25 protein-coding genes are annotated in these 25,006 nt (G+C 58.3%); all 25 read left to right on the top strand.

Annotated elements, in window-relative coordinates; translation table 11 throughout:
• The first annotated feature begins 14 nt into the window (after nt 1–14).
• The 25 genes from HMPREF1147_RS05770 to HMPREF1147_RS05650 all read left to right on the top strand — a co-directional run bounded on the left by HMPREF1147_RS05770 (nt 15) and on the right by HMPREF1147_RS05650 (nt 24,899).
• Nucleotides 15–782 carry a type III pantothenate kinase gene (locus HMPREF1147_RS05770; protein WP_009438123.1) on the top strand — a complete coding sequence of 256 codons (768 nt, stop codon included), beginning with the start codon at nt 15–17 and terminating at the stop codon, nt 780–782.
• Complete coding sequence (dusB, locus tag HMPREF1147_RS05765; protein WP_009658064.1) at nt 779–1,750, top strand: tRNA dihydrouridine synthase DusB; 972 nt, start codon at nt 779–781, stop codon at nt 1,748–1,750. The genes HMPREF1147_RS05770 and dusB overlap by 4 nt, the downstream gene beginning before the upstream one ends.
• Nucleotides 1,751–1,762: 12 nt before the next feature.
• Nucleotides 1,763–3,148 (top strand): aminopeptidase, encoded by a 1,386-nt coding sequence (locus HMPREF1147_RS05760; protein WP_009658114.1) that lies wholly within the window; start codon nt 1,763–1,765, stop codon nt 3,146–3,148.
• A gap of 504 nt (nt 3,149–3,652) precedes the next feature.
• Nucleotides 3,653–4,837 carry a pyridoxal phosphate-dependent aminotransferase gene (locus HMPREF1147_RS05755; RefSeq protein WP_009658085.1) on the top strand — a complete coding sequence of 395 codons (1,185 nt, stop codon included), beginning with the start codon at nt 3,653–3,655 and terminating at the stop codon, nt 4,835–4,837.
• Nucleotides 4,838–5,074: 237 nt separating this feature from the next.
• Nucleotides 5,075–5,662 carry a MotA/TolQ/ExbB proton channel family protein gene (locus HMPREF1147_RS05750; RefSeq protein ID WP_037351246.1) on the top strand — a complete coding sequence of 196 codons (588 nt, stop codon included), beginning with the start codon at nt 5,075–5,077 and terminating at the stop codon, nt 5,660–5,662.
• A complete protein-coding gene (locus tag HMPREF1147_RS05745) occupies nt 5,652–6,062 on the top strand; it encodes a biopolymer transporter ExbD (protein WP_009438110.1) in 411 nt (136 codons plus the stop codon). The genes HMPREF1147_RS05750 and HMPREF1147_RS05745 overlap by 11 nt, the downstream gene beginning before the upstream one ends.
• Entirely contained in the window at nt 6,063–6,713 is a 651-nt protein-coding gene (locus HMPREF1147_RS05740) for an energy transducer TonB (RefSeq protein WP_009658106.1), read from the top strand. It begins immediately after the preceding gene.
• Nucleotides 6,714–6,740: 27 nt separating this feature from the next.
• Complete coding sequence (locus HMPREF1147_RS05735; RefSeq protein WP_037351233.1) at nt 6,741–7,145, top strand: energy transducer TonB; 405 nt, start codon at nt 6,741–6,743, stop codon at nt 7,143–7,145.
• Nucleotides 7,146–7,160: 15 nt separating this feature from the next.
• A complete protein-coding gene (locus HMPREF1147_RS05730; protein WP_009658062.1) occupies nt 7,161–7,832 on the top strand; it encodes a TonB family protein in 672 nt (223 codons plus the stop codon).
• A 10-nt stretch (nt 7,833–7,842) separates the two neighbouring features.
• Nucleotides 7,843–9,036 (top strand): FTR1 family protein, encoded by a 1,194-nt coding sequence (locus tag HMPREF1147_RS05725; protein WP_009658112.1) that lies wholly within the window; start codon nt 7,843–7,845, stop codon nt 9,034–9,036.
• Between the two features lie 56 nt (nt 9,037–9,092).
• Nucleotides 9,093–9,662, top strand: a complete 570-nt coding sequence (locus tag HMPREF1147_RS05720; protein WP_009349976.1) for an iron transporter — start codon at nt 9,093–9,095, stop codon at nt 9,660–9,662.
• A 125-nt stretch (nt 9,663–9,787) separates the two neighbouring features.
• Entirely contained in the window at nt 9,788–11,053 is a 1,266-nt protein-coding gene (locus HMPREF1147_RS05715) for a DUF2318 domain-containing protein (protein ID WP_009658117.1), read from the top strand.
• Nucleotides 11,054–11,079: 26 nt separating this feature from the next.
• A complete protein-coding gene (locus HMPREF1147_RS05710; protein ID WP_009658082.1) occupies nt 11,080–12,363 on the top strand; it encodes an ABC transporter permease in 1,284 nt (427 codons plus the stop codon).
• 6 nt (nt 12,364–12,369) lie between these two features.
• Entirely contained in the window at nt 12,370–13,500 is a 1,131-nt protein-coding gene (locus HMPREF1147_RS05705; protein ID WP_009349979.1) for an FtsX-like permease family protein, read from the top strand.
• 16 nt (nt 13,501–13,516) lie between these two features.
• Complete coding sequence (locus tag HMPREF1147_RS05700; RefSeq protein ID WP_009438041.1) at nt 13,517–14,176, top strand: ABC transporter ATP-binding protein; 660 nt, start codon at nt 13,517–13,519, stop codon at nt 14,174–14,176.
• Nucleotides 14,177–14,180: 4 nt separating this feature from the next.
• Nucleotides 14,181–14,648 carry an FMN-binding protein gene (locus HMPREF1147_RS05695; protein WP_009658059.1) on the top strand — a complete coding sequence of 156 codons (468 nt, stop codon included), beginning with the start codon at nt 14,181–14,183 and terminating at the stop codon, nt 14,646–14,648.
• Between the two features lie 108 nt (nt 14,649–14,756).
• Complete coding sequence (gene pepD, locus HMPREF1147_RS05690; RefSeq protein ID WP_009658068.1) at nt 14,757–16,202, top strand: beta-Ala-His dipeptidase; 1,446 nt, start codon at nt 14,757–14,759, stop codon at nt 16,200–16,202.
• A 136-nt stretch (nt 16,203–16,338) separates the two neighbouring features.
• A complete protein-coding gene (locus HMPREF1147_RS05685; protein WP_009349983.1) occupies nt 16,339–16,821 on the top strand; it encodes a Fur family transcriptional regulator in 483 nt (160 codons plus the stop codon).
• Nucleotides 16,818–18,326 carry a coproporphyrinogen dehydrogenase HemZ gene (gene hemZ, locus HMPREF1147_RS05680; RefSeq protein WP_009658118.1) on the top strand — a complete coding sequence of 503 codons (1,509 nt, stop codon included), beginning with the start codon at nt 16,818–16,820 and terminating at the stop codon, nt 18,324–18,326. The genes HMPREF1147_RS05685 and hemZ overlap by 4 nt, the downstream gene beginning before the upstream one ends.
• Nucleotides 18,320–19,585: a histidine--tRNA ligase gene (gene hisS / locus HMPREF1147_RS05675; RefSeq protein ID WP_009658071.1), complete on the top strand. Its 1,266-nt coding sequence runs from the start codon at nt 18,320–18,322 to the stop codon at nt 19,583–19,585. The genes hemZ and hisS overlap by 7 nt, the downstream gene beginning before the upstream one ends.
• Before the next feature lies 1 nt (nt 19,586).
• Nucleotides 19,587–21,395, top strand: coding sequence for an aspartate--tRNA ligase (gene aspS / locus HMPREF1147_RS05670; protein WP_009658110.1), 1,809 nt, complete (start codon nt 19,587–19,589; stop codon nt 21,393–21,395).
• A gap of 79 nt (nt 21,396–21,474) precedes the next feature.
• Complete coding sequence (locus HMPREF1147_RS05665) at nt 21,475–22,200, top strand: WecB/TagA/CpsF family glycosyltransferase (RefSeq protein WP_009438012.1); 726 nt, start codon at nt 21,475–21,477, stop codon at nt 22,198–22,200.
• 69 nt (nt 22,201–22,269) lie between these two features.
• Nucleotides 22,270–22,902 (top strand): phosphatidylserine decarboxylase, encoded by a 633-nt coding sequence (locus HMPREF1147_RS05660; RefSeq protein WP_009438026.1) that lies wholly within the window; start codon nt 22,270–22,272, stop codon nt 22,900–22,902.
• Nucleotides 22,899–23,612, top strand: a complete 714-nt coding sequence (pssA, locus tag HMPREF1147_RS05655; protein WP_009349989.1) for a CDP-diacylglycerol--serine O-phosphatidyltransferase — start codon at nt 22,899–22,901, stop codon at nt 23,610–23,612. The genes HMPREF1147_RS05660 and pssA overlap by 4 nt, the downstream gene beginning before the upstream one ends.
• Before the next feature lie 6 nt (nt 23,613–23,618).
• Nucleotides 23,619–24,899: a glycosyltransferase family 2 protein gene (locus HMPREF1147_RS05650; protein ID WP_009658086.1), complete on the top strand. Its 1,281-nt coding sequence runs from the start codon at nt 23,619–23,621 to the stop codon at nt 24,897–24,899.
• Nucleotides 24,900–25,006: the final 107 nt, after the last annotated feature.

The raw sequence follows: 25,006 nt of genomic DNA, 5'->3' as shown, positions 1-25,006 counted from the left end.
GGAGGGAAAGAGCTTTGCTACTGGTACTGGACATCGGCAACAGCAACATTGTGATGGGCGCATATGAGGGCAGGAAACTCCTGCGTCACTGGCGCATTTCGACCGATCGGCAAAAGACGGTCGACGAGTACGGCATCCTCATCAACGAACTATTTCGGTATCAAAATATCAGCATGGAGGACATCAAGGCGATCATCATCTCGTCCGTTGTGCCGCCGCTCATCGTGCCGCTGCGCAAGATGTGCGAGCGTTACTTCCATATCCGCCCGCTGATCGTCGGCCCCGGGATTCGCACGGGCATCCGTCTCAACTATGAAAATCCGCGCTCCATCGGCGCCGACCGCATCGTGAACGTCGTCGGCGCGCACGAACAGTACGGCGGCCCGCTCATCGTCATCGACATCGGGACGGCGACAACATTCGACGTCGTTGCGGAAAACGGGGACTTCCTCGGCGGCGTGATCGCACCGGGACTCGGGCTGAGCGCCGAGGCGCTGTTTCAGCGCGCCGCCCAGCTCCCGCGCATCGAGCTCGTCCCGCCGAAGACGGTCGTCTGCCGCAGCACGATACAGGGAATGCAGGCGGGCATCATCTACGGCTATGTCGGACAGATCGACGAGATCGTCCGCCGCATCAAGGAGGAGACGGGGCAGGAGATGAAGGTCGTCGCGACGGGCGGCTTTGCCCGCATGGTGGCAAAGGAGTCCAAGACGATCGACAAGGTGGATCACTTCCTCACGCTCACGGGACTGCGCGTCCTGTATGAGAGAAATCAGTCGTGAATCCGCTGAAACTCGGCGGCTTTACCTTTCCCGAGCCCGTATTCCTCGCGCCGATGGCAGGCGTGACCGATACCGCGTACCGCATCATCGCGAGCGAGATGGGGTGTCCGCTTGCCTTCGCCGAGATGGTGAGCAGTCAGGGCATACATTACCGCAACGAGCACACGCTTCTCATGCTGCGCTCGGAACCCGCCGAGCGCCCGCTCGCCATGCAGATCTTTGCAAAGTCCGCGGCGATGGCGGCTGAGGCGGCGGCGTATATCGAGGAACTCGGCACGGCGGACATCCTCGACTTTAACATGGGCTGTCCCGCGCCGAAGGTCGTCAAAAACGGCGAAGGATCGGCGCTCATGCGCGAGCCGAAGAAAGCGGAGGAGATTTTAACGGCGATCCGCCGTGCAGTGAAGCTGCCCTTCACCGTCAAGATGCGGCTCGGCTGGGACGACGACTCACGCAACGCCGTTGAGATCGCGCGCATCGCCGAGGCGGCGGGCGTCGACGCCGTCGCCGTCCACGGGCGGACGCGCGCGCAGTTCTACAGCGGCAGCGCGGACTATGAAGCGATTGCCGAGGTCAAACGTGCCGTCGGGATTCCCGTCATTGTCAGCGGCGATATTCGCCGTCCCACCGATCTGAAGCGTGCCCTCGCCATCACGGGCGCGGACGGCGTCATGATCGGACGCGGCGCACAGGGAAATCCATGGGTGTTCCCGCAGCTCATTCATTGGCTGCGGACGGGCGAAGAACTCCCACCCCCGACGCCCGCAGAGCGCGCGGCAGTCGTCCTCAGACACCTCGACCTCCTCATCTCCTACAAGGGGGACTATATCGGCATCCGCGAGATGCGCAAACACGCCGCATGGTACACGCGCGGACTCCCCGGAAGCGCACAGCTGCGCGAGCAGTTCAACCGCGCGGACACGCGGGACGCATTTGTTGAGATCCTGCACGAAGCGGGATATATGTAGAAAGGTTCTATCATGAGCGATACCAAAGAGCAGTCCGTCTGGCTGAAATATACAAGCGAAGAGCGCGCGGCGGTGGATGACCTCGCCCGCGATTACATCGATTTCCTCTCGACCTGCAAAACCGAGCGCGAAAGCGTCGTCGAGGCGGTGCGCCTCGCAGAGGCGTGCGGCTATCGCGACCTCGGGGGGCTCGTCGCGCGCGGAGAGAAGCTGAAGGCGGGCGACAAAGTCTACGCCGTCAATATGAAAAAGGCGATCGTCCTCTTCCACATCGGCACAGCACCGCTCGAAGAGGGCATGAACATCCTCGGCGCGCACATCGACACCTGCCGCCTCGACGTCAAGCAGAACCCGCTCTACGAGGACGGCGGGCTCGCGTATTTTGACACGCATTACTACGGCGGCATCAAGAAGTACCAGTGGGTGACGATCCCCTTAGCGCTGCACGGCGTCGTTGTGAAAAAGGATGGCACTGTCGTCGAGATCGTCCTCGGTGAGAAGGACGGCGATCCCGTGTTCTGCGTGACCGACCTCCTCATCCACCTCTCGCAGGAACAGCTTGAAAAGACGGCGGCAAAGGTTATCGAGGGCGAAAAACTCGACATCCTCATCGGCAGCGTGCCGCTCAAAAAGGACGACAAGGAATCCGTCAAAGACGGTATCCTCGCCCTGCTGGAGGAACATTACGGCATTGCGGCGGAGGATTTCCAATCGGCGGAACTGACACTCGTTCCCGCAGGACGCGCGCGCGAGCTCGGTTTTGACCGAAGCCTCGTCCTCGGCTACGGTCAGGACGACCGCGTCTGCTCCTATACCGCGCTCCGCTCCATGCTTGAGACCGATGCGCCGCGCCGCACCGCATGTACGCTCCTCGTCGACAAGGAGGAAATCGGCAGCGTCGGCGCGACGGGAATGCAGTCGCGTTTCTTTGAGAACATGGTCGCCGAAGTCCTCTCTGCGTGCGGACAGTATAGCGACATCGCCCTGCGCCGCACGCTCATGCATTCGAAGATGCTCTCCTCGGATGTTTCCAGTGCATACGACGGGCTCTATGCCGACGCTTTTGAAAAGAAAAACGTCGCCTACCTCGGGCGCGGCATGGTATTCAACAAGTTCACGGGCGCGCGCGGAAAATCCGGCTCCAGCGACGCGAGCGCGGAGTATCTCGGCGAACTGCGCCGCATTATGGACGGCGCGGGCGTCAGCTATCAGCTCGCAGAGCTCGGGCGTGTCGACCTCGGCGGCGGCGGAACAATCGCCTATATCATGGCGAACTACGGCATGAACGTCATCGACAACGGCGTCGCCGTCATGAGTATGCACGCGCCGTGGGAAGTGACGAGTAAAGCGGATATATATGAGATGAAGAAGGGGTACGACGTATTCCTGAAGGCGTGACGCGGGAGGTGTGAGACGTGATCTTTGCGCACAGCGTTGTCATGACATCGAATGCTTCGCTAGGAGTAGCTTTTTTACTACGCCGTCGCTCGCATTCTCGTTATTCCTAGCTGTGCATCAAAGCTGACGCCTCACTTACTGTACGGTGTGCAGCGGGATTTTGGCGCATAGCTGTGTCATATCGAAAAAACACTGCGCTTGTAGTAGCTTTTCTACGCCGGCGCTTGTGTTTTTCTCATTCCTTGCTCTGCATCCAAACTTCCATGTCACTCAGGTTGCGGCGATTGGATGCGGGATTTTGGCGCCTAGCGTCGTTATACGCCCTTTACTGCGCCTGACGTATCATATGCTGCCATATACTGGAAGAGGGCGGCGCGGAGTCATGGTTCCATGAAAGAGCCATATGCCGTAGGGCGCTGCATTGATAACAAACATAGAAAATAACCGTGCATTGTGCTAAAATAATGCACGGTTTTATATTGCGCTTGGCGGAAGGAGTATTCTATGGTTTCGGAGGAAATGTATCGGCTTGGGACAAAGAAGTCTACGATTCGGTCGATTTTTGAATATGGACGGCAGCGTGCGGCTGAGGTCGGTGCGGAGAATGTGTTTGATTTCAGTCTCGGCAACCCGAATGTGCCGGCGCCGGATTTTATTCGTGACGCGGCGGTCGATATTCTGATGCATAACGATCCGATCGAGGTGCACGGTTACACGATTGCACCCGGCAAGCCCGAGGTGCGTGAAACGATTGCAGCGGATCTGTCCAAGCGGTTGGACATGCGTGTTGCAGGGAAAAATCTCTTCATGACCGCGGGCGCAGCGGCGTCCGTGACGATTGTATTCAAGGCGCTTTGCGAGGCCGGGGATGAGTTCGTCACCTCTGCGCCGTTTTTCCCGGAGTACCGTGTGTTCGTGGAGTCGGTAGGCGGTCGGCTTACTGTCGTTCCTGCAAAGACGGATGACTTTCAGATCAATTTCGATGCTTTTGAGCATGCTGTTACGTCCAAGACCAAGGCGGTCATTGTCAATTCGCCGAATAATCCGAGCGGCGCTGTCTACAACGCGGAGACGATCACTCGATTAGCAGATTTTCTGCGGCGGAAAGAAGAGGAATACGGGCATACAATCTTCATCATTGCGGATGAGCCGTATCGCGAGATTGTCTATGTCGAGGCGGCAGTGCCGTGCATCCCCAACTTTTACGACGATACGATTGTCTGTTATTCGTACAGCAAGTCTTTTTCGCTCCCCGGAGAGCGCATTGGTTACATCCTCGTGCCGGATGCAGCTGCAGATTTCGACCGCGTCTATGGAGCAATCGCAGGGGCGGCACGCGTCCTCACGCATGTCAATGCACCGTCTCTATGGCAGCTCGTAGCGGCGCGATGCGCAGGTCGAGATGCCGATCTTTCAATGTATCGCATGAATGCGTCACTGCTTTTCGAAGGACTTACGGAGGCGGGATTTTCCTGTATGCGTCCGCAGGGGGCGTTCTATCTCTTTCCACAAGCACTTGAGCCGGATGACGAAGCATTTTGCGAACGCGCAAAATCCTATGATCTTCTGCTTGTACCGGGGGCAGATTTCGGCTGTCCCGGATATTTCCGCGCGGCGTATTGTGTGAGCACGGATATGATTCGGCGTTCCTTGCCGCAATTTCAAAAACTGGTAGAATCCTATCGGTAAAATACATGAATGAACTTCATCTATAAGTTCTTCATTAAAACCTGTATTGACAATCAGTCTCTACGGGGCTATACTTAAATCTGATTCTGATTCTGATTCTGATTCTGATTCTGATTCTGATTCTGATGCGGCAGTCTATTTTATTTATTGCCAAACCTATAGGGGACATGGGGATATTGTGTAAGGAAGGTGTTCTTTTTGACCAGTGCGGAACTCTTTGAAAAAGGCGGACCGATGATGTATCTGCTGCTCCTGTGCTCGCTCACGGTGGCGGCGATTGCGATTGACCGCTTTATGCTTTATCGGCGTGCGTCGCAGGGAGCGCGCGCGCTGGAGGCTGAGGTTTCAAAATCGCTGCGCGGCAGAAAGGTGAATGAGCTTGCCCCTGCCGCAGAGGGGCAGGACAATATGGTAGCGTACCTTGTTCGGACGGCGCTTGATGCGCGCGCGGCAGGGGAAGATGTGCCGATGGCACTCGATGCGGCATACGGTGAGGCAGCAATGCTCCTGCGCGCGCGGCTCAACTATCTCTCGATGATCGTTACGATGGCACCGCTGATGGGGCTGCTTGGAACGATCTCCGGCATGATCGAGTCATTCAGTATTTTTAATTTGCAGGCAGGTCAGCCGATGGCGATTACGGGCGGCATTGGCGAGGCTCTGATTGCAACGGCAACGGGACTGTTGGTCGCGATCTTCTCGCTCGTTGTGCACACGTATTTTGCACAGCGTATGGATGTGATGCTGACCCTGCTCGAAAAGACGATGAATACATTGCAGGCCGGATTCGCGGTCGTGGACGGAGGCAATCGTCATGCGTCGTAATTTTCATGAGGTGCGCGAGCCGCTCGTCATGATTATTCCGATGATCGATATCATGCTCTTCCTGCTCGTGTTCTTCATGCTCAGTACGATGTATATGGTGAATGCGAGCACGGTGCAGGTCAATCTGCCGCAGGCGGCGACCGCGCAGCAGGATACGCGTCCGCACATCATCTCGATCACGGTCACGGAGGACGGCAAAATTCTCTTCGATCGTGACGATGAGCCGACGCGCGAGCTTTCGGCACGGGTGAAGACGCAGCTCGAGACGGACCCCGATACGGTTTTTGTCGTGCGTGGAGACAAGAAAACGGACTATCAATACGTTGTCTCCGTGTTCGATGTTCTCAAGGAAGCGGGGACGCGCCATGTGTCCATCGCAACGGAGACGGGAGGGGTCTGAGTGCACTACCGGACACATTGGCGGCTCGCCTTTGTTCTCGCATTCTTCTTCCATCTCGTCGTATGGCTCGTGCTCATGCTCCTCATCCCGATGGTGTTCAAGATGATAGAACCGCCGCCGCAGGAAGATCCGATGGAGTGGGTCGATATTGCAGAAGCTCCCGGCGATCCGCAGGAAGAGCAGCAGGAGCAGCAGCCCGAACCGCCGCCCCCGCCTCCGCCGCCTGCCGAAGAGCAGGTGGAGGAGGAACCCGCCGTCGTTGAGGCGGAGCTCCCGGAGGAGGCCACAACGGAGCTCCTCAAAGAAGCGGAGAATATGACGGATGAGCCGAAGGATAATGTCATCCGCTCGACCTCAACACAGCAGAAGGGGCTTCCGGGGAAGATCCTTCATGCCGAGCAGCCGGCATACGGCGTTATTCCGTTTAAGGGACGCATTGCAGTAACAGCGCGCATCGGCAAGGATGGAAAGGTCATTAGGACGGCCATTCAGGTGACGTCGGGCAATGCGCTCTATGACCGCTTGGCACGGCGTATCGTTGAAACCAAATGGAAATTCGAACCGGCAAAAGATATTAAGGGCGAGCCCATGGAGTCGGATATGCAGTGCCCTGTCTATTTCAACATGCCGCCCGCGAGAAAGATTAAGTAACGCTCCGGGAGATTGAGAGGTGTGTCGATGAAGCGATTCGTTTTTACAATGACACTCATCGCGCTGCTCGGCGTCGGTTTTAGCACAGCGTATGCAGAGCAGTCGGAATCGCCGCAGACTTCCGAGGAAATGCGGCAGCAAGACAGTTGGAACCAATCAAGTCCGGGGATCATCCTCCACGCCGTACAGCCGCCGCCCGGCGGGTCCTTCAAAGGGCTTGTCAGCGTTAGGGCACGCATCGGCACGGACGGCAGCGTGCTCGAAACCACGATTATGCGATCTTCCGGGAAGCTGTTATACGACAGGACGGCATGCCGCCTCGTTGAAACGGAATGGGTATTCCGGCCGGCGATGGTGAACGGAGAATACATCGTGTCTAATATTATGTGTCCCGTGTATTTCAATATGAAACCGAAACATAGGGAACGATGACGAGAGGGCTCTTTTATGAAACGCTGTATTTTAACGATGGTACTGACTGCACTCCTCGGTATGGGGGCTTTGATGCCGCAGGCAGATGCCGCAGTGGAAGAACATAGACCCGTGCAGCCGCCCCAAGTCATTCAGCGGGCGCCGCTCTATAGCCTGGGCATAGAAGGACGCGTTGCTGTGGATATGTATGTCGACGCAGAGGGGAAGGTTCCATCTGTACGGATTTGGCGTTCGTCGGGCTACCCGCTCCTTGATGCGTATATGCTGGTGTATTTTCATGCCGGAAGCGTGATATTTTCTCCTGCGCTTGATGCCGAGGGACAGCCCGTTCCCTGTTATGTCCGTCAGACATTTTCCTTCTCCAAGGGAGAAGAAACGCAGATAAAACTTGCCGAGGCGGTAAAACAGGTACAGCCGAAGATCAAGAAATACCCGGATGTGAAAACACAGACGGTTATTTCTGCAAAACTTGATGATAAGGGTAAAGTGCAGGAGACGAAAACCCTCGTCTCGTCAGGGAATGAGGAATACGATACGGCGGCAGCCGAGCTCGTGCAGAAAAAATGGAAATTCTCCCCCGCGCACGACGCGGAAGGCAAGGCTGTAGCAAGCGGGACCGCCTGCGTCATATACTTCGGGTATCTGCCCGATCCGCCCGAAATGCAGACAGGGAAGAAAGAAGGGTGATCACGCTATTATGAAAAAAATTCTTATGCTGATTGCAGCAATATTCCTGCTCCTGCCGTCTGCACCTGCGAATGCAGCGCAGACATGGCAGCAGATTCACGACCATATCCGCACCGAACTGGATAATGTTTACACGATCTATCAGTCCGGTGATGCCGAGGGGGCGAAGAACGCCGTCAACGACATCTATTACGGCATCTATGAGAAGGACGGCCTTGAGAGCGCCGTGCGCAGCGGCATCTCGTCCAAGAGTGCCAACCTCACGGAGTATCAGTTCTACACGCTGAAAAAGGTGATCCGTGCGGGGGCGACGCAGGATGAGGTGAAGGCCGAGGGGGATAAGCTCCTCGACATGATCCAAGTGGAGGTCACAACGCTCGAGAACTCCGGCGTCCAGTCGGGCGGCTGGGCGATGTTCCTCCAGGCATTCGTCATTCTGCTGCGCGAGGGCATTGAGGCGATGCTCGTCCTGCTCGGCATCATCGCCTATCTTGGACGTGCGGGGCATGAGAAGGAACTCTCCGCCATCTACAACTGGGCGATTGCGGGTATTGTGATGAGCTTCATCAGCGCCTATCTCTTCAACTCCGTGCTCGATGCGAATGCGACGGGCGCGAGCCGCGAAGCGATCGAAGGATTTACCGCGCTCTTTGCCGTCGTCGTCCTCCTTGGGACGTCGGCATGGATGGGCGGCAAGTCCAATGCGAATGCGTGGAAGAAATACATCGAGAGCAAGGTGAAGCTCAGTCTCTCGACGGGAAAGGCGCGCGCACTCGGCTTTGCCGCGTTCCTCGCCGTGTACCGCGAGGGCGCGGAGGTCATTCTCTTCTATCAGGCGCTCTTTAACAACGCGGCGGGCGATATCGATATGATCTGGGCAGGCTTTGTCGCAGCATGCGCCGTGCTTGCCATTATGTTCTTCCTCATGCAGCGGGGCGCGCTGCGCATTCCCATCGGGCCGTTCTTCAAGGTCACGAGCATCTTCATGTTCGTCCTTGCCGTTACGTTCCTCGGCGGCGGCGTCAAGGCGCTGCAGGAGGCGGATGTCGTCTCGACATCGGTCATCGAGGCGGTCCCCATTCCAAGCATCGATGTGCTTGGCCTTTACCCCACCTATGAAACCATCATTCCGCAGATTTTGCTTGTCATTATCGCTGCGGCGGTGGTATCATATAAAAAACGCTCTGCAACAGCAGCGGCGTAAGTCGTTTTTCCTCGATAGAGAGGAAAGAAGTTATTTTCTTTAAGGAGGATTTACCCATGAAGAAATCCGGTCTCAGTATGCTCAAGAAGGCTCTTGCCGTCGGCGCGATTGCGTTCTCGACCTTTGCGATCAATGCGAGCGTCAGTGAAGCTGCGTTTGAGGAATTCCCGATCGGCGACGAGCTTGAGGACACGACGAACCACTTCAAGGTTGCGCTCGTTTACTTCCAGCCGGTCACGATGGAGCCCGCAGGAATGAGCCTTCCCGCAGATCAGGCGGATATCCACATCGAGACGGATATCCATGCGACCGAAGGCAATGAGTGCGGCTTCGGCGTCGGCGAGTGGATTCCGTATCTGACGGTGCACTACAAGTTCACGAAACGCGAGACGGGTGAGAGCCTTGAGGGCGTATTCATGCCGATGAGCGCGGACGACGGCCCGCACTACGGTGCGAACGTCAAGATGCTCGGCGCGGGAACCTATGACTGCGAGTTTTCGATCGACAGCCCCGCACGTCAAAACTACATGCTCCACACGGATCCTGAGACGGGCGTTCCGGGTCACTTCTGGACCGAGCCGGTCAAGATGAGCTGGGTGTTCAACTACGTTCCGCGTAAGTGGTAATTTCCAGCGCACACATGATGGCAGCGGCGGCACGATGATATCGTGTCCGCCGTGTTCCTGCCGGTATTAGAACGGCTGCCGCCCGACCGGGACGGCGGCTTTTCTAATAGGAAAGGGAAATTCTAATGTTACAGGCATTTTTACAACAATTGGTACCGGCACTGGAAGAGAGTGTGAAACTCGCCGTGCCGCTCGGCATTTTGCTTGCAATCATTTTGCCTCTGCCCGATCAAAGTATTCGCCGCACATTTACACGCGTTCTCAAATGGGGCTTTTTCCTCTCGGTATTCATGACGGCGGTGCGCGTCGGCACGCGCTCGGCGGTGAACCGCGAGATCTTTGAGAGTATGGCGATCACTGTTGATCTCGTCGGTGCGATCGTGCTCTGCACGATTCTCCTGCGCAGCATCCACAGGACATGGACGGGAAGAGAGGAGCGCGTCTTTCGCATCGGCACGGGGGCGCTGACACTTGGACTCTTCCTCTATCACGGACTCGAACTATGGCTGATCCCCGTCGCCATCGTGCAGGTTGCGATGGGCGACTATGTGACATTGAACTTTTTCATCAAGATGCTCGGTTTTGTCGGGGGCATTTTTCTCGGCTTCCTCTCGGGCTATCTTGCCTATAAAGCGGCAGCGGCGCTCAATCATGGACGATTGGTGTTCGTATTCACCGTACAGATCATAGCGACCGCGATTCAACAGATCATCTTTGTCATGACGGTCATGATGGCGCGTCAAGTGTTTGGCGCCGAGAGTCTCATCTCTTTCATGGCGCCGTTTATCGACAATCAGAATAAAGTTATCTATGCGATCTACTTCGTGTCGATCCTCGTTCCCATCACGCTCTTTTTACAGCCGCGTCCGGAGCGTCCGGACTGGGCGAATCCGGCGCAGTACCGTCAGATTCTTTCGCGTTCCATTCGTCGGAAACGCTGGGGTTCGGGGCTCCTCGCCATGCTGTTTGTGACGGTGCTGGTCTCAAGCGTCGGCGGCTGGTACGCGAATAAGAAGGAAGCGCTCGTCCCCGCGGTCGCCGTGAAGGCAGAGGACGGTGTGGTGCACATTCCCCTCGAGGAGGTCTCGGACGGACATCTCCACCGCTTTGCGTTCCGTGCCTCGGACGGGACGGAGGTGCGCGTTATCATCGTGCAAAAGGGCGGCTCTGCCTTTGGCGTCGGACTTGACGCGTGCGAGATCTGCGGCCCGACGGGTTATTTGGAACGTGACGGTCAGATCGTCTGCCGGCTCTGCGATGTCGTTATGAACAAGGCGACGATTGGACTGCCCGGCGGATGCAACCCGATTCCCGTGGATTATCGTGTGGCAAGCGGCGAAGTGCAGATTCAGGCGGATGCACTTGAGGCTGCGCGTGTTCACTTCCGCTGATGGGGCGGCATGAGAGGAGGTAAGCCATGTTTTGGCAAATGGTAAAAGGGGCGCTGATCCGCCAGCGCGGGAGGTTCATCCTCATCGCTCTGACAGTCGCGCTCGGCGTCTCACTCGCAACCGCCATGCTGAACGTCATGTTTGACATCGGTGAGAAGGTGAACCAAGAGCTGAAGGCGTTCGGCGCGAATATCACGGTGACGCCGCGCAACTCGATGGTGCTCAAGGATCTCTACGGTGTGGAGACGACGACAAGCACACATCGCGAATACCTTGAGGAAGAAGACCTCGGCAATATCAAGACGATCTTTTGGACAAACAACATCGTTGCCTTTGCTCCGTCCCTGACGACGAGCATTACGCTCGCGGACGGTGAGAAGGAACAGCTCTTCGGCACGTGGTTTGAGCATACGCTCACGCTGCCGACGGACGAGACCTACACGACGGGCGTGAAATTCATGAAGTCGTGGTGGCATATAGACGGCGACTGGGCGGATGACGCACAGCAGGACGAAGTGCTCGTCGGCGCAAAGCTCGCGCAGAAACTCGGCGTATCGGCGGGCAGTACGCTGTCCTATACGAAAGAGGACGGCACGGAGGGAACGCTCCGCGTCATGGGCGTCGTCTCGGGCGGCGGCAATGAGGAGAATCAAATTGTCGGCGCACTCAGCCTCGCACAGAGCCTTGCCCATGCCGAAGGAAAGATCGATCAGGTCGAGGTCAGCGCCATGACGACGCCGGAGAACGACCTCGCGCGCAAGGCGGCGGAGAATCCAAAGTCGCTTTCGCAGGCGGAATACGATATTTGGTACTGCACCTCCTATGTCGGATCGATCGCCTATCAGATCGAGGAAGTCATGCAGAACGCTGCGGCGCATCCCGTGCGCCAGATCGCGGAGTCCGAGGGCAAGATCCTCGATAAGACGCAGCTTCTCATGCTCCTCATTACCGTACTCTCGCTGCTCTCCTCGAGTCTCGGCGTCAGCAACCTTATCAGTGCGAACATCATGGAGCGCAGCCGCGAGCTGGGACTCCTCAAGGCGCTCGGCGCAACGAATATCGCCGTCGTACTCTCCGTGCTCGCGGAGATCTTCATCGCAGGCATCATCGGGGGCGTGTTCGGCTACTTCGTGGGGCTGGGCTTTGCACAGCTCATCGGCGAGACGGTGTTCGGCTCCGGCATTGCCGTGAATCCGTATGTTGTGCCGCTCATCGCCGTCCTGATGTCGCTCGTGCTCATCATCGGCAGCGTGCCGGCGATCCGTATGCTGCTCTCACTTCATCCCGCAGAGGTTCTACATGGCAGGTGATATACAATGAATCGCTATAAGATGTTTTTTATCATGATCGCCAACTCCCTCCTGCGGCGCAAGGCACGCATGGCAATTGCCCTGCTCGCCGTCGCAATCGGAGCGACGATCATCTCGGGCATGATTACGGTATACAAAGAAGTACCGGAGCAGATGGGACGTGCGTTCCGCGCGTACGGCGCGAATATGCTCATCCTGCCGGGCGGAGATCAGCCGGTGATCCATGAAGATACGATTGCAAATGTCCGAAAGACCCTCTCGGACTATGAGATCGTCGGTATTACACCGTTCCTCTATGATACGCTTCTCGTCAATCATCAGACGGTGATGGCGGGCGGCACGGATTTTGCCGTTCTGCAGGAGGTCAGCCCCTATTGGCAGATTCGCGGCGACTGGCCGGCGCCGGGAGAAAAGGATATTTTGCTCGGCGCGGAGTTCGCACAGAAACTGCGTGTCTCGCCCGGCGATACCGTGACGGTATCGGGCGGCGAGGGGACGATCGTGAGCGATTACCGCGTCTCCGGCATCGTCCGCACGGGCGGCAACGAGGAGAACTTCGTTTTTGTCCCGCTGGGAGAACTGCAGAGCATTAAGAATCGTCCCGATGAGATCAGCCTCGCGCAGGTCTCCGTCGTCGCGGGGCAGGAGGATCTCGCACGCGCGGAGGCAAAGATTCGCGCCGACGTGCCGGGCGCCGAACCGCAGCTTGTCAAGCAGATCGCGCAGTCGCAGGACACAGTGCTCGGAAAGCTCCAAGCGCTCGTACTCATCGTGACGATCGTTGTGCTCGTGCTGACGCTCATCTGCGTGTCGACCACGATGATGGCAATCGTCACGGAGCGGCGCAAAGAGATCGGCCTTAAAAAGGCGCTCGGCGCAGACAACCGTCATATCGTGGCGGAGTTCTTCGGCGAGGGATGTCTCCTCGGCGCGCTCGGCGGCGTGCTCGGCTCGGGATTTGGGTACCTCTTCGCCGAGAGCGTCAGTGTAAATGTATTCGGGCGCGGCATCGAGTTTTCGGCAACGATTGTTGTCGTGGCATTGATCATGTCCATCTTCGTCACGGGCGTGGCGTCGCTCCTGCCCGTACGTATTGCGACGAATGTGGATCCCGCGATCATCCTGCGCGGCGAATGAGTTGGAGGAGGAAATAATGAGTCTGCTTGAACTAAGGCATGTATCAAAGGCCTACAATGAAAAATTCCTCGCGCTCGAGGATGTCAATCTGAAGGTCGAAAAGGGCGAATGGCTTGCCGTCATGGGCCCTTCCGGCTCAGGAAAGTCTACGCTGATGAACATCATCGGCTGCATGGACAGCGCGACGAGCGGCGAGGTGATCCTCGACGGCGAGGTGCTGACGGACGCGAGCCCCGAGGAACTCACTCGCTATCGCCGCGATAAGATCGGGATCGTTTTTCAGCAATTTCACATGATTCCCTACCTCACGGCAGTTGAAAATATCATGGTTGCGCAGTATTATCATAGTATGCCCGACCGCGACGAGGCGATGGCGGCACTCGAGCGCGTCGGACTTGCCGACCGTGCGAGCCATCTGCCGAGCCAGCTCTCGGGCGGCGAGCAGCAGCGTGTCTGCATTGCGCGTGCGCTGATCAACTACCCCGTCCTCATTCTCGCGGACGAGCCGACGGGCAACCTTGACGAACAGAATCAGAAACTCGTCATGAAAATTTTCCACGAGCTGCATGACGAGGGGCATACGATTCTGACCGTTACGCACTCCGCTGAGGTCGGCGAGGAGGCGCAGCGTTGCGTTATTATCGAACATGGGCATATGCGTGAAAGGACGGCGTGAGACGATGAAAAGAAGTATAACACTCGGCACCGCGATTCTCATCAGTGCGGGACTCCTCCTTACGGGATGCGGCGACGATAAATCGGCACAGAAGGATGCCGGTAAAGAAACATCACAGGAAGCCGTACTCGATATGACGGGTGTCAAGGACGGCACGTTCTCGGCGGACAGTTCCGAAGCGAAAGTCGGTCACTCCCATGTCGAGCTAACCATCAAGGACGGCGCAATCACTAAGGTTGTTCATACCGGTATCGATAAGAATGGCAATGTGAAGGACGAGCACTACGGCGAGGGCAAGGAACCGGGCGCACAGAAGAAGGCGCAGAACGCCTACAAGGCGATCGGCTCCTACGCAAGTCAGCTCGAATCCAAAAAAGATCTCTCGAAGGTGGACGCCGTCGCAGGTGCGACCATCAGCTACGATCAGTTCAAAGAAGCGGTCGAGAAAGCTGTCGATGAGGCAAAAAAATAATTTTTTAGCGTGATAATTTTTAGCATGAATGGAGGCGGACATACGGTTGCGTATGATCGCCTCTTTTGCATTGTGTTGTGAGCGCCCGCAGGGGCAAGGAGGAGAGCTATGATAGACGATGAGAAACTGCTCGAAGCTGTGATTGCGGAATTTGAGGCGCTGACGCATATTCCGCGCCCTTCGGGACATGAGCGCGCCGTCAGCGATTACCTAAAGAAACGATTTAGCGATCTAGGCTGCACGGTCACGCAAGATGAGCACAATAATATCATTGCCGATCTGCCGGGGGCGCAGGGGAAGGAACATGCGCCGCTGACGATTTTGCAGGGGCACATGGATATGGTCTGCGTCGCCGCACCCGGTGTTTCGTATGATCCCTTGCACGATCCCATCAAAATGGTGCGGACAGCAGAGTTTATCAGCGCGGAGGGAACGAGCCTCGGCGGAGACGACGGCATCGGCGTCGCCGAGATCATCGCTGTCTTTCAATATACGGAAGAACACGGACCGCTCCGCGCAATTATCACCGTTGACGAGGAGGTCGGCATGACGGGGGCGCAGAAACTGGATGAGGCGTATCTTGCCGAGGCAAAGTATCTCATCAACTGTGACTCCGAGGACTACCACATCATGACCGTCGGCAGCGCGGGCAGCGTCAACCTCGACTATGCACGGAGCCTCACACGGCATGAGGGGGATGGGACGGCCTACCGCATCGAGGTACAGGGACTGCTCGGCGGGCATTCAGGCGAGCGCATCGGTGCGGGACGAGGCAATGCGATACGGACGCTCGCGCTTGCCCTGCGCCGCATCCATGAGCAAGGTCGCATCACTCTTGCCGATTTCCATGGCGGTGTCGCACGCAATGCGATCCCTTCGACAGCATCCGCAGTTATCTATACGGAGATGAACGAACGGGAACTGGTCGATATTCTCGTGGAGGAAGAAAAGCGGTTCCACAGCATCTATGGTGCTGCCGATCCCGGCATGAAATTTTCCTTTACGCCCGTGCAGAATGCAGGCAAAGCAATTGGCGGACAGGAGATGCACGACCTGCTTGCGCTGCTTATCATCCTGCGCACAGGTGTCTACGAGATGTCGCGCCTGCACCCGGGGCTCGTCGAGACCTCGGCGAACCTCGGCGTCGTTGCCATGGACGAATACGAGGTACGCGCCGCGTATTTCCCACGCTCCTCGGTCAACGAGCAGCTGTCCGAAATTATTATGACGTCGCGTGCCGTGTCGGAGCTCACCGGCTTTAACCTTGTCATCGGCACACAGTCTCCCGCGTGGCGCGAGAACGCAGAGAGCGCACTTGCGAAAATTATGGGAGAGGTCTATGCCGATCAGAACGGCGGCAAGGCAATGACGATCGAGAGCATCCATGCGGGGCTCGAGACGAGCTGGCACGCGGCGAAGAATCCTGCGCTCGACATGGTGTCCATCGGTGTCACAGCACACGATATCCATACGCCGAACGAGCGCATCGAGGTCGCGGCGGTCGTCCCCGAGGCAAAGCTCATCATGGAAACCTTGCGGCGTATTGCAAAGTGAACATTTTTGTAAAATATTCTTCATGAATGAATGAACACTATAGCAAAAGTGTCGCGTCTGTGCTATACTATTCTCAATGATTGTGATTATATGTTAGGAGCGCCATAGTGTCACCGGGACATGGAGGGGAAAGAATATGGCAGATACTTATACCATGGAGGATCTCAAAAAACGACTGCAGGCAACGCAGCGTAAGATGACGCCGCAGCGCCAGATCGTGCTGCAGGTCATCCTCGATCATCCGGGCGAGCATTTGAGCGCGGAGAAGATTTATGACCTTCTGCGCGGCACGGAATCCGAGATCGGGCTTGCGACGGTATATCGCAGCCTTGAGATCCTGGTCTCGCTCGGCATTCTTCAAAAAATTGAATTTGGCAAGGAATTTGACAAACGCAACAAGGGATCGTATTCATACGAGCTGAATCCTGTCGATCCGAACCAGCATTTCCATCATCATCTCATCTGTACGGAGTGCAAGGAAATCACGGAGTTCGAAGAGGATATGCTCGAGCATCTCGAGGAGGATATTTTCAAAAAGACGGGCTTCAAGGTGGAGAACCATCAGGCGAAGTTCTTCGGCATCTGCGGCAAGTGTCGGGAGAAGAAGAGCAAGGCGTGAGAGTAAGGACACTGACCGTAAACAGCCGCGCCGAGGTCGTCCGTAAAATCATCCGCGAGGTGCTGACGCTCTTTCACATCGAGATTGTGGGTACGGCGGGGGCGGCGGACTACGCGCAGCTGTCGGTGGTGAACCGGGAACGGTGGGCGCAGCCGCCCGTCGTGACGACCGAGGTGCTGCTCTTTCATATAGACGGCACGAGCGAGACACATTCGTATACGTCGGCGGGCTGTGCGGACGAGCAGGTACGTGCAGCCGTGCACCGCGCAATCAAACGGAACTTCTATCAATTTGTCAGAGAACACTTTCAAATGCCCCATGCTCCATGGGGTATTTTGCATGGGGTACGTCCGACCAAGATCGTACATCGGTGGATGCGCGGCGGGATGACTGCCGCGGCGGTCGTTCAAAGGCTGCAAGACGATTATTTTTGCAGTTTGGAGAAAGCGGCGCTCATCACGGAGGTCGCCGTGCGCCAGCAGCCGCTGCTCGCGCGGACGGATGCGCGGACGGTGAGCGTCTACGTCGGCATTCCGTTCTGCATCACGCGCTGTCTCTACTGCTCGTTCCCGGCGAACATCCTGCCGCGCGAGGAGAAGCTGCGCGGCTTTATGTGCGTGCTCGCGCGCGACATTGCCGCCGCCGCCGCGGACATCGCCGCGCTCGGGCTCACCGTGCAGAACATCTACGTCGGCGGAGGGACGCCGACGAGCCTGCCGAATGATTTTTTTGCCGAAATGCTCGAAATGGTATATAATGCCTTTTATGGATCGTCGATTGTGGAATTCACGGTCGAGGCGGGGCGTCCCGACAGCATGAGCGCGGAGAAGATTTCCTGCATGAAAAAGTACCGCGTGACGCGCGTCAGCGTGAACCCCCAGTCCATGCAGGAGCGCACGCTGCGCCGCATCGGGCGGCGGCATACGCCCGCGGAGGTCGTACAGATGCTTCGCGATTTGCGTGCGGCATACGATGTGCATATCAACATGGACGTCATCTTGGGTCTGCCGGGCGAGACGGCGGAGGACGTCGCCTCGTCGATGGCGCAGGTGACGGCGCTCGCCCCCGACGACATCACACTCCACGCGCTTGCGATTAAGCGCGGCTCGCAGCTGCGCCGCATGATGGAGGAGACGCATGTCGCGCTCCCCTCCGGCGAGGAGACGATGCGCATGAGCGCTGCCGCGACGGATGCCGTGCGCCGTGCGGGATACCGCCCGTACTATCTCTATCGGCAGGGATATATGAGCGGCGACCTTGAGAACGTCGGCTACGCGCGCCCCGGTGCGGAGAGCATGTACAACGTTCAGATCATGGAGGAACAGCAGACCATCATCGGCATCGGCGGCGCGGCGACGACGAAGGTCATCGGCGTGCGCGGCGACAGGATGCGCTCGGTATTCAATGCCAAGGATTTGACGACATATCTGCGGGACATCGACATTTATATTGAAAAGCGCCGCGCGCTCCTGCGCGGCGAGTATGAGGAGGAACCTAGATGCTGACGAAAGCGCCGCGGGGGACAAAGGATATACTGCCCGGGGAAGTCGGCGCGTGGACGCATGTGGAACGCGTGATTCGCGGACTCTGCGATCGGTACGGATACAAGGAGATCCGCACGCCGCACTTTGAGCATACGGAGCTTTTTCAGCGCGGCATCGGCGACGGGACGGACGTCGTCGACAAGGAGATGTATACCTTTACCGACCGCGGCGACCGCAGTCTCACGCTGCGCCCCGAGAACACCGCTGCGGCGATCCGCGCCTATCTCGAGCACAAATTCTATGCGGACGGAGGACTCCAAAAACTCTTCTACATCGGATCAATGTTCCGCTATGACCGCCCGCAGGCGGGGCGGATGCGCGAATTTCACCAGTTCGGCGTGGAGGCGGTCGGCGAGGAAAGCCCGGCGGTGGATGCCGAGATCATCCTGCTCGCGCTGGACTTCCTTGAGGAACTCGGGCTTACGGGGCTGACGCTGAAACTGAACGCGGTCGGCTGCCCGCAGTGCCGCCCCGCGTACCGCGAGCGGCTGCAGGCGTATTTCAAAGAGTATCTGGGAGAGCTCTGCGAGGACTGCCGTGACCGATACACGCGCAGTCCCCTGCGCATTCTCGACTGCAAGGCAGACGCGGCGCAGCCGTTCATGGCGGGCGCGCCCGCGATTACGGACTGTCTCTGCGCCGAATGTGCGGCGCACTTTGATGCGGTGCAGTCGTATCTGACGGCGGCGGGCGTCTCGTACACGCTCGACACGCGTCTCGTGCGCGGGCTCGACTACTACACACGGACGGCGTTCGAGATCGCCTATCCGCCGCTCGGTGCGCAGAGCGCCGTCGCGGGGGGCGGGCGCTATGACGGACTGGTCGAGGAACTTGGCGGGAGTCCGACGCCCGCCGTCGGATTTGCGGCGGGGATGGAGCGTGTCCTGCTCGCCCTCACGCAGCAGAATCTCCTCCCGGAGGAGCCGCCTGCGGCGGACGTATTCATCATCGCGCTCGGCGCTGCGGCGGGGGCGGCGGCATTCCCGCTGCTGCACGACCTGCGGCGCGGCGGCGTGCGCGCACTCATGGACTATGCGGGGCGCAGCATGAAGGCGCAGATGAAGCAGGCGAACAAGGCGGGCGCGCGCTATGCCGTCATCCTCGGCGAGGATGAGCTGCGGAGCGGCACGGCGGCGCTGCGCGATATGATGGAGAGCACGCAGGAGACGATTCCTCTTGCAGATATGGTACAACGACTGATTTCTGAGGTGAAGGGCTGACATGGAAACAATGCAGGGATTAAAGAGAACACATGGCTGCGGCACGCTGCGCAAGGAGCACGTCGGCGGCGAGGTATCGCTGTGCGGCTGGGTATCGCGCCGCCGCGACCACGGCGGACTGATTTTCGTCGACATGCGCGACCGCTCGGGGCTCGTGCAGATCGTCTTTGACGAGGCGGTCATGGCGGGCGGCACATTTCATGATGCCGAGGCACTGCGCTCGGAGTTCGTCATTGCCGTGCGCGGCAGCGTGCGCGCGCGCAGTGCGGACACGGTGAACCCAAACATGGAGACGGGCGAAGTCGAGATCGTCGTGAGCGAGCTGCGCATTCTCAACAAGGCAAAGACGCCGCCGTTCTACATTCAGGACGGCATCGACGTCGACGAGATGATACGTCTGCGCTACCGCTACCTCGACCTGCGCCGCCCCGAGATGCAGGCAAACATCATGCTGCGTCACCGCGTCGCAAAGATCATGCGCGACTTCTTCGACCGCAGCGGATTCCTCGAAATCGAGACGCCGATGCTCTGCAAGAGCACGCCCGAGGGCGCGCGCGACTTCCTCGTGCCGAGCCGTCTCAACGCGGGCGAGTTCTACGCACTGCCGCAGTCCCCGCAGATCTTTAAGCAGCTCCTCATGGTCTCCGGATTTGAGAAATACTTCCAGATCGTGCGCTGTTTCCGCGACGAGGATCTGCGCGCGGATCGTCAGCCCGAATTTACCCAGCTCGATATCGAGATGTCGTTCATGGATCAGGAATCCATTCTCTCCCTGATGGAAGAGCTCGTCAAAGAAGTATTCGAAAAGACGCTTGGCGCGCACATCGAGACGCCGCTGCCGCGCATGTCGTGGGACGAAGCAATGGAGCGGTTCGGCTCGGACAAGCCCGATCTCCGCTTTGGCATGGAGCTGCAGGACATTACGGAGTACGTCGGCGGCTCGGAGTTCAAGGTGTTCAACGCCGTCATGGAAGCGGGCGGGCGCGTCAAGGTCATCAACGTTGAGGGCTACGCCAACATCCCGCGCCGCGAGCTCGACGGGCTCGTGACCTATGTGCAGAACTACGGGGCAAAGGGGCTCGCGTGGATTCAGTACACGGAGGAGGGCGTCAAGTCTCCGTTTAAGAAGTTCTACGCGGACGAGACGTTCGAGACCATCAAGAACGCCGTCGGCGCAAAGACGGGCGACCTCCTGCTCGTCGTCGCGGATCAGCCCGCCGTCGTCGCGCAGGCGCTCGGCGAACTCCGTCTCGAAATGGGACGCCGCCGCGGGCTCATCGACCCGGACGCGCTGTCCTTCCTGTGGGTCGTCGATTTCCCCATGTTCGAATACAGCGCGGAGGAAAAACGATACAAGGCGATGCATCATCCCTTCACCGCGCCGCGCGACGAGGACATCCCCATGCTCGCAACCGATCCCGGCAAGGTTAAGGCAAACGCGTACGACATGGTGCTCAACGGCGTCGAGATCGGCGGCGGCAGCCTGCGTATCTATCGGAGCGACTTGCAGGAGCAGGTCTTTGAGACGCTCGGGCTCAGCCCCGAGGAGGCGCGCGAGAAGTTCGGCTTCATGATGAACGCGTTCGAATACGGCACGCCGCCGCACGGCGGGCTCGCGTTCGGGCTCGACCGCCTCGTGATGCTCATGGCAAAGCGCCGTTCGATCCGCGACGTCATTCCGTTCCCCAAGACGCAGAGCGCGTCGGACGTCATGTGTCAGGCACCCTCGCCGGTGGACGAAAAGCAGCTCCGCGAGCTCTACATCCGCACCGCCGTTCCGAAGAAGAAGCAGGACGGCGCGGCGCAGTAACGGGAAATAGGGGAGAGCGTCTATGAAGGCGCTCTCTTTTCACGACATCGGGTCGTGATACGGGAGGAGGAAATGCCCCTTGGCGGAGCGTGTGAATATTTTGGGCGTTGCGGTGGACGCCGTGACGATGCCGGAGGCGGTCGCCGCCGTCGAGTACTATATGGATGCGCGCGCGGGGGTGACGGTCGCGACGGCGAACGCGGAGATGATCATGCGCGCGACGAAGGATGCCGCCCTGCGGGACGTTCTCGCCGCGGCGGCGCTCGTCGTACCGGACGGCGCGGGGACAGTCTGGGCGGCACGCCACCTCGGGCACGCGATGCCAGAACGCGTTGCGGGCTACGACCTCGTGCAGGAGCTCTTGCGCCGCGCGCCTGCCGCACACCGCCGCATCTATTTCTTCGGCGCTGCGCCGGGCGTTGCGGAGAAGGCAAAGGCAAAGGCGGAGCAGCTATATCCCGGCATCAAGATCGTCGGCGTCCGCGACGGTTTCTTTTCGGCGGACATGAATGATGCGATTATTTCAGATATTCGCACCGCCCGCCCCGACCTCCTGCTCGTCGCCCTCGGCGTGCCAAAACAGGAGAAGTGGATTCACGAACATCTCGCGGCGCTCGGCGTTCCCGTCGCCATCGGCGTCGGCGGCACACTCGACGTTATGGCGGGCGTCATGAAGCGCGCGCCGCGCTGGATGCAAAAGGCAAAGCTCGAATGGCTCTTCCGCGGAATGCTCCAGCCGAAGCGTGCGGGCAGACTGCTCGCCCTGCCGAAATTCGTCCTGAAGGTACACGCCGCGCGAAAATGAGGGCGGCACTTGTGGACAAAGAATAGGCTTTCCATTATAATATGAGAGAATAAAAGGAGGCGCAGACGCATGGTCATTGTCAGCGAGGGCTATAAGTTCATTGGCGCGGCACTCGTGCTCGCGGCGATCCTCGGCGGATTTGCGCATCCCTACGCAGCCGTTCCGTTTGTGATACTCGCCTGCTACTTTGCATATTTTTTCCGCAGTCCCGCACGCGAGATCGTGCAGCACAGGGATCATATTCTCTCGCCTGCGGACGGCACGGTCACGGAGATTTGCCCCGTCCCAGCGGATGAATTTGTCGGCGAGCCGTGTAACAAGATCGTCATCTTCATGTCCGTGTTCAACGTGCATGTGAACCGCAGTCCGATCGACGGCGAGATTAAACTGCAGCGGTATTACTGCGGGCGATTCCGCCCCGCGTATAAGGACGAGGTCGGCTTTGAGAACGAGCATCATCTCATCGGCATCGACCGCGGCGATCTGCGCGTCACGGTGAAGCAGATCGCGGGCATCCTCGCGCGGCGCATCGTCTCGTGGGTGACGCTCGACGACAAGATGCAGCAGGGTGAAATCTACGGCATGATCCGGTTCGGCTCATGTCTCGAGGTTGTCATGCCCGTGCGGGCAAAGGTGCTCGTGGAGAAAGGCGAAAAAGTACAGGGCGGGATCACCGTTCTGGGGAGGCTTGACGGCGAATGAATTACAGACGGTTCCTGCCGAATCTCTGTACGGCGATGAATTTGGTCTTTGGCATGTGTTCGATTCTCTCGACCGTGCAGGGACATCTCGATTGGGGCGCAATCTTTATCTTTTTGGCGCTCATCGCGGATGGACTGGACGGGCGGACAGCGCGCTTTTTCGGCGTCTCAAGCGAGTTCGGCAAGGAGATGGACTCGCTCTGCGACCTCGGCTCGTTCGGCATCGCGCCCGCGCTGCTCGCGTGGACGTTTGTGCTGCACAGCTATGGATCGCTTGGCGTCGCCGCAACGATCTTCTTTGCCATCTGCGGCATGTGGCGGCTCACGCGGTTCAACGTCAATGCCGCGGTCGTGCACGGCTATTTCATGGGGCTCGCGATTCCCGCGGGGGGCAACCTCGTCGGCATGACCGTGTGGCTGCTCCTCTCGCTCGGCATCGACCCGCGCGCGTTCGGCGCCGCCGCGCCGATCTTCGTCGCGGTCGTCGGTTATCTCATGGTCAGTCATATTCACTATCCCGATTTTAAGGGCGGCGGAGAAAAAATCTACCTCGGCGCGAAGCTCGCGGCGCTCGTCATTTTCGCGGGCATCATTTATCTTGGAAGCGCGGCGGCGCTGCCCGCCGTCTTTGCCGCGCTCTTTGCAACCTATGCGGTCTTTGGCATCGTCAACCACACGATTGCCGCCGTCATGCCGAAAAAGGAAGGCTGAAGCTGCATGACTGAGATTATTCACTCTCTCTCGCCGCTCCTGCCGGCACATCCCTTCGATATCGTCATGATCCCGGTGCAGATTTTCATACTGCTCTTCACGCTGTATTTTTTCTTCATCGGCTTTTGCTGCCTGTGGCGGCGCAAGGAGAAGAAGATCCTCACGCCGGAAAAGACCTTTGCCGTCGTCGTCGCCGCGCACAACGAGGAAGCCGTCATCGGACAGCTCATCGAGAATCTGAAGCGGCTCGACTATCCCGACGAACTCTATGACATCTACGTCATCGCGGACAACTGCACCGACGCGACCGCGCAGATCTCGGCGGACGCCGGCGCGATCGTCTGCGAACGCACGCACCCGATGAAGAAGAGCAAGGGATTTGCGCTTGAGTGGATGTTCGACCGCCTTTTCACTATGGACAAGGAATACGACGCCGTCGCCATCTTTGACGCGGACAACCTCGTCCACCCGAACTTTCTCAAAGAGATGAACAACCGCCTTCTCAAGGGCGACAAGGTGATACAGGGCTACCTCGACGCGAAGAACCCCTACGACACATGGGTCGCGGGAACGTTCGCCATCGCGTTCTGGGTCATCGACCACATCTCGCACCTCGCCAAGACGAACATCGGACTCTCCGCGTGTCTCGGCGGCACGGGCATGTGCATCACGACCGACGTGCTGAAACGCCACGGCTGGCGCGCGACCTGTCTCACCGAGGACATGGAGTTCACCATGAAGCTCCTCGCCGAGGGCATCAAGACCACATGGGCGCACGACGCCATCGTCTACGACGAGAAACCGCTGACGTTCCGCCAAGCGTGGAACCAGCGCCGCCGCTGGGCGCAGGGGCAGTTCGACGTCGCGCATCGATTCATTCCGACCATGCTGCGCGAGGGATGGCGGCGCAGGGACATCCGCATTTGGGACGGGTGTCTCTACCTCCTGCAGCCGCACTTCCTCATGATCTCAACCTTGTTCATCATCATCAGCTATGTGCAGCTTGCATTCCCGCCCTTTTATACGAGCATTTATAAATTCCTCCCGTCCCAGCTCATGACCGTCATCATGATCGGGCAGTATGTCCTGCCCATGATCATCCTGATCAAAGTCCGCGCTAAACTCAAAGCGTGGTTTTACCTCCTGCTCTATCCCGTGTTCATCTACTCGTGGATTCCGATCATCTTCCTCGGGTTTATTCACAGGAACGAGCACGAGTGGAGTCATACGAAGCATACGCGCGCGATGAGTATGGACGAAGTAGTGAAGCGCGATTTTGGCGCATAGCTGTGTCACTGCGAAAAATCCTGCACTCGACGTAGCTCTTTCACTACGCCTTCGCTTGGATTTTTCTAGTTCCTTGCTCTTCATCCAAACTTGCGCTTCACTTAGGT

It is taken from the genome of Selenomonas sp. FOBRC9, from assembly GCF_000287655.1.
In the GTDB taxonomy this organism is placed as follows: Bacteria; Bacillota; Negativicutes; order Selenomonadales; family Selenomonadaceae; genus Centipeda; species Centipeda artemidis.
This window is presented reverse-complemented; position numbering and strand designations above follow the sequence as displayed.

What these genes read in the sequence shown, in the direction of transcription:
- HMPREF1147_RS05760 (WP_009658114.1), top strand. Translation starts at nt 1,763, where the DNA reads ATGAGCGATACCAAAGAGCAGTCCGTCTGGCTGAAATATACAAGCGAA.
- HMPREF1147_RS05755 (WP_009658085.1), top strand. Translation starts at nt 3,653, where the DNA reads ATGGTTTCGGAGGAAATGTATCGGCTTGGGACAAAGAAGTCTACGATT.
- HMPREF1147_RS05750 (WP_037351246.1), top strand. Translation starts at nt 5,075, where the DNA reads ATGTATCTGCTGCTCCTGTGCTCGCTCACGGTGGCGGCGATTGCGATT.
- HMPREF1147_RS05745 (WP_009438110.1), top strand. Translation starts at nt 5,652, where the DNA reads ATGCGTCGTAATTTTCATGAGGTGCGCGAGCCGCTCGTCATGATTATT.
- HMPREF1147_RS05735 (WP_037351233.1), top strand. Translation starts at nt 6,741, where the DNA reads ATGAAGCGATTCGTTTTTACAATGACACTCATCGCGCTGCTCGGCGTC.
- HMPREF1147_RS05730 (WP_009658062.1), top strand. Translation starts at nt 7,161, where the DNA reads ATGAAACGCTGTATTTTAACGATGGTACTGACTGCACTCCTCGGTATG.
- HMPREF1147_RS05725 (WP_009658112.1), top strand. Translation starts at nt 7,843, where the DNA reads ATGAAAAAAATTCTTATGCTGATTGCAGCAATATTCCTGCTCCTGCCG.
- HMPREF1147_RS05720 (WP_009349976.1), top strand. Translation starts at nt 9,093, where the DNA reads ATGAAGAAATCCGGTCTCAGTATGCTCAAGAAGGCTCTTGCCGTCGGC.
- HMPREF1147_RS05715 (WP_009658117.1), top strand. Translation starts at nt 9,788, where the DNA reads ATGTTACAGGCATTTTTACAACAATTGGTACCGGCACTGGAAGAGAGT.
- HMPREF1147_RS05710 (WP_009658082.1), top strand. Translation starts at nt 11,080, where the DNA reads ATGTTTTGGCAAATGGTAAAAGGGGCGCTGATCCGCCAGCGCGGGAGG.
- HMPREF1147_RS05705 (WP_009349979.1), top strand. Translation starts at nt 12,370, where the DNA reads ATGAATCGCTATAAGATGTTTTTTATCATGATCGCCAACTCCCTCCTG.
- HMPREF1147_RS05700 (WP_009438041.1), top strand. Translation starts at nt 13,517, where the DNA reads ATGAGTCTGCTTGAACTAAGGCATGTATCAAAGGCCTACAATGAAAAA.
- HMPREF1147_RS05695 (WP_009658059.1), top strand. Translation starts at nt 14,181, where the DNA reads ATGAAAAGAAGTATAACACTCGGCACCGCGATTCTCATCAGTGCGGGA.
- pepD (WP_009658068.1), top strand. Translation starts at nt 14,757, where the DNA reads ATGATAGACGATGAGAAACTGCTCGAAGCTGTGATTGCGGAATTTGAG.
- HMPREF1147_RS05685 (WP_009349983.1), top strand. Translation starts at nt 16,339, where the DNA reads ATGGCAGATACTTATACCATGGAGGATCTCAAAAAACGACTGCAGGCA.
- hisS (WP_009658071.1), top strand. Translation starts at nt 18,320, where the DNA reads ATGCTGACGAAAGCGCCGCGGGGGACAAAGGATATACTGCCCGGGGAA.
- aspS (WP_009658110.1), top strand. Translation starts at nt 19,587, where the DNA reads ATGGAAACAATGCAGGGATTAAAGAGAACACATGGCTGCGGCACGCTG.
- HMPREF1147_RS05660 (WP_009438026.1), top strand. Translation starts at nt 22,270, where the DNA reads ATGGTCATTGTCAGCGAGGGCTATAAGTTCATTGGCGCGGCACTCGTG.
- pssA (WP_009349989.1), top strand. Translation starts at nt 22,899, where the DNA reads ATGAATTACAGACGGTTCCTGCCGAATCTCTGTACGGCGATGAATTTG.
- HMPREF1147_RS05650 (WP_009658086.1), top strand. Translation starts at nt 23,619, where the DNA reads ATGACTGAGATTATTCACTCTCTCTCGCCGCTCCTGCCGGCACATCCC.